Here is a 3,587-nt window from a genome sequence, read left to right as displayed (position 1 = left end):
TTTCGTTTCGTGAAAAATGAAAAATTTTCATAGATTTTTCCATTCCCGCCTGTCGAAAAGCAAAGCCCATTGACAGCAGAGACGTGCAGTTGTAAAATATGTAAATCACATATAATAAGGAAAGGAAGCGATGCGTATGGATCTTCTATTATATGAGCAGCAGGTTGAGGAATTAAACCGCAAGCTGACATTTCAGCGTTCCCGTTACCTGAAGGAAGCATACGAGCACTATCGCATAACCGACATGCAGTATTCCGTGCTCTCCTATATACAGCAGCACCCCTGCACCACAATCGGCTCTGTCGCAAGGGCACTGCATACCGATGCAGGCAACATGTCAGCACTTTGTAAAAAGCTGGAGCAAGGCGGCTATCTGATCCGCAAAAAAAGCGAACAGGATGAGCGCATTGTAGAGCTTTGCACAAGTGAAAGCGGAGCACTCTGCGTACAGGAGATCTCTCATAAGATGCAACAGCACTATGAGGAGCAGTGGAGGCAGTACAATTATAAGGATAAGGAACTCATCGTGAAGGGACTGGAGAAGCTGAATCAGTTTCTGGATACGATTATGCGAAAGGAGAGTGACCTTCGATGACAAAAAAAGGAATTCTGTTTGATATGGATGGAACGCTCATCAATACCTATGAGAATATCAACTTCAAGCAGGCACTGAGTGAATTGAAAACCGTTCAGAAAACGCTGATATTGAAAATACTGAAATCCAGAGTACGCAGCTTTGCGGAAATGGAAACCCGCATCCTACAGGAGGTGGAGGACCCTGCGGAGGGGAAGGAGCTCGTACGCCGCGTGAGTGATTTTCTGCTGGAGCATTACGACAACGCCCCGTTGAAAAAGGATGCCCTCATGTTCCTGCAATATTTAAAGCAAAAAAACTACAAAATCTGTCTGTGTACCAATAATGCGACAGAAATCGTTTCTCATATATTACGGGAAAAGCACATGGAGCCTTATTTTGATTATGTAGTAACCTCTCAGCAGGTAACCCGCTCCAAGCCGGACCCGCAGATGTATCTGGAGGCATTGCAAAATATTGATTTGACAGCGGAGGAATGCATTGTGTTTGAAGACACTGAAAACGGTGTTATGGCAGCGCGCAATGCAGGGATTGATGTCATCGTAGTGAATGATAAGGAAAAACGCAAGTACAGCGATGCCCGTATGACGATACGAGACTTCGGAGATCATCGTCTGTATCAGGAGTTTTAAGAAGGTAGTATGGAGCTTATCTTATATTTCTTCCTGTACAGCTTTTTCGGCTGGCTCTGCGAATGCATCTACTGTAGCATCCCTGCACATACATTCATCAACCGCGGATTTCTCGCCGGGCCTTACTGCCCCATCTATGGATGCGGAGCTCTGGCGGTGCTGCATATACTTGATCCGTTCGGCTACAGCATTCCCCTCATGTTCCTTATGGGCATTGTCGTAACAAGTGCATTGGAGTATGTTACCAGCTGGGGGATGGAGGTTCTCTTTCATACAAAGTGGTGGGATTACTCCACCTATCCCTTCAACATCAATGGCCGTGTCTGCCTGAAAAATTCTCTGCTGTTTGGCTGTATGGTACTGGTTGTCTATTATCTTGTCCACCCGGCAATTAGAGAGCTTGTGAATCTGTTTTCTCCCGGCGTTCAAAGCATGCTATGTACAGCTGCTCTTCTCGGGTTTGGCTATGACCTGTTTACCACTGCCCTTGCACTGCTGCGCAAGAACAAGGATTTTCAGGAAATCGAGGAAAGCATCCGCGAGCTGCGGCAGGATTTTGCAAATGCCAGTATCTTTCCGCTTCAGGAGAGTTTAAGTGATGCGGTTGCACGGGTTCTGGACTCCACCAATGCGGATGAGATTCTGTTGGAGCGTATCGAAAGGCTGCGGCAACGTATCACATCCTTTCATGACAGACGAAAACGCACCCATATTCGATTACAAAAGGCATTTCCGACAAGAATCGAGGCAATCTCACGGATCAATGCAGAACGGCTGTTTTCCATTATCAATGAACGCAGAAAAAAAGAGGACGGGAAGTAAAAAGCTGTGTCCGTATTCCTGAGTATATGACAGGAATTTGCAGACTTCTCCGTTCTTTTTTTCTATACTGTATTTACAGCATCTGTATACTACGCAACATGCTTTCATGCTAAAGGGGCTTTGCTGAAAAATTGAAAGGACCACTTTTTACATTTTCCTCCCGGATAAGCGCAGCTGCCTTACCACGGATAAACGACTGACAATGGGCTTCATATATTATAAAAAACTACATGCGACTCTCAAAGTGAGCGCAAAGGAGGGATTAGGATGAACACTGAAAAACAAAGAGCCTTTATCATCCGTTTTGTTTACATCTGCATTATTCTTACACTGCTGTATTTGTTTCTTCGCTATGTGATGTATGCCATCATGCCGTTTCTGATTGGCTTTCTGATTGCCTTCATGCTCCGGCCACTGATCAAAAAGCTGACTGCGCTGAGCGGTGGTCATGAACGTCTTTGGTCTTCGCTTGTGATTCTGCTCTTTTATGCGACCATCGGCGCCTTTGTGACGCTGCTGTTTATGAAGGGCTTTGCGTTCCTGAAGGATTTTGTAGAGGACATTCCAAGGCTGTATCAGCAAAATTTGGAGCCGTTTCTCAACGATACTCTGGGGAATGTGGAAAGTGCCTGGAAAGAGGTGGATATCACGAGTGCACAAGCCCTGCAATCCTTTCTGGACGGACTGCAAAATTCTTTATATAGCATCATATCCTCACTATCCAAACATCTGGTATCCATGTTCACCGGGTTTGCGTCCTCTCTGCCAAATCTGGTCATCGCGTTCTTTTTCGCCATTATATCTTCGTTTTTCTTTAATGCCGATTATCAACGCATTATTTCCTTTTTTATTCGGCAGCTTCCGGACAAAGGTGCTCAGATCGTCTTTACTGCCCGACACTATTTCACCGACACCATTGCCCGCTTCGCGATCGCTTATGGTAAGATCATGCTGCTGACCTTTTTCGAGCTGACCATCGGCCTGCATATCCTGGGAATTGAAAATGCACTCGTCATCGCCTTTCTGATTGCCATATTCGATGTGCTGCCGGTACTTGGAACCGGTGGAATCATGATTCCCTGGATTCTGATCTGTTTTTTGAACAAGCAGATGAAAACCTGTGTGGGACTTCTCATTCTGTATCTTGTCATCACCGTGATACGCAACATCATCGAGCCGAAAATCGTCGGGAAGCAGATTGGGTTGCATCCTCTGCTCATGCTTTTGTGCATGTATCTGGGAGCCAAGCTGTTTGGCTTTCTGGGCATTTTCATTCTTCCGATTCTCATCCTGATTCTTCAGAATCTAAACGATAACGGAATTCTTCATTTATATAATTCCTGATGAGCAAATGCAATCTGTATTCCTTGTAAGAGCATTATATCTGACAAACAAATGCAACCCGTTTCCCTTAAAATGTACCCTGTAAAACGGACACCAGAAAAAGACTACTAAAGGGTCAATCTGGCACCTCGTTTTACGGGGTCTTTTTTGATATACTAAAAGAAAGGAGTCGAGATAATTATGGGGATAAATCA

General features: G+C 45.0%; 4 protein-coding genes. All 4 read left to right on the top strand.

Features of this window, described 5'->3' with window-relative positions:
* Positions 1–136: 136 nt before the first annotated feature.
* The 4 genes from NE665_RS23420 to ytvI all read left to right on the top strand — a co-directional run bounded on the left by NE665_RS23420 (position 137) and on the right by ytvI (position 3,393).
* Complete coding sequence (locus NE665_RS23420) at positions 137–595, top strand: MarR family transcriptional regulator (RefSeq protein WP_117445090.1); 459 nt, start codon at positions 137–139, stop codon at positions 593–595.
* Positions 592–1,227, top strand: a complete 636-nt coding sequence (locus NE665_RS23415) for an HAD family phosphatase (protein ID WP_117445089.1) — start codon at positions 592–594, stop codon at positions 1,225–1,227. Before NE665_RS23420 ends, NE665_RS23415 begins: the two co-directional genes overlap by 4 nt.
* 9 nt (positions 1,228–1,236) lie before the next feature.
* A complete protein-coding gene (locus tag NE665_RS23410) occupies positions 1,237–2,049 on the top strand; it encodes a putative ABC transporter permease (RefSeq protein WP_117445088.1) in 813 nt (270 codons plus the stop codon).
* 267 nt (positions 2,050–2,316) lie between these two features.
* Positions 2,317–3,393: a sporulation integral membrane protein YtvI gene (gene ytvI, locus NE665_RS23405; protein WP_117445087.1), complete on the top strand. Its 1,077-nt coding sequence runs from the start codon at positions 2,317–2,319 to the stop codon at positions 3,391–3,393.
* Positions 3,394–3,587 lie beyond the last annotated feature (194 nt).

The sequence above is a fragment of the Clostridium sp. DFI.1.208 genome (assembly GCF_024463855.1).
Taxonomy (GTDB): Bacteria; Bacillota_I; Bacilli_A; order Erysipelotrichales; family Erysipelotrichaceae; genus Clostridium_AQ.
The sequence above is the reverse complement of the archived record's forward strand: the minus strand, read 5'-3'. Positions and strand labels throughout refer to the sequence as shown.

Bases quoted from the DNA above. Each gene is read 5' to 3' on its own strand.
- NE665_RS23410 (WP_117445088.1), top strand. From the start codon at position 1,237: ATGGAGCTTATCTTATATTTCTTCCTGTACAGCTTTTTCGGCTGGCTC.
- NE665_RS23415 (WP_117445089.1), top strand. From the start codon at position 592: ATGACAAAAAAAGGAATTCTGTTTGATATGGATGGAACGCTCATCAAT.
- NE665_RS23420 (WP_117445090.1), top strand. From the start codon at position 137: ATGGATCTTCTATTATATGAGCAGCAGGTTGAGGAATTAAACCGCAAG.
- ytvI (WP_117445087.1), top strand. From the start codon at position 2,317: ATGAACACTGAAAAACAAAGAGCCTTTATCATCCGTTTTGTTTACATC.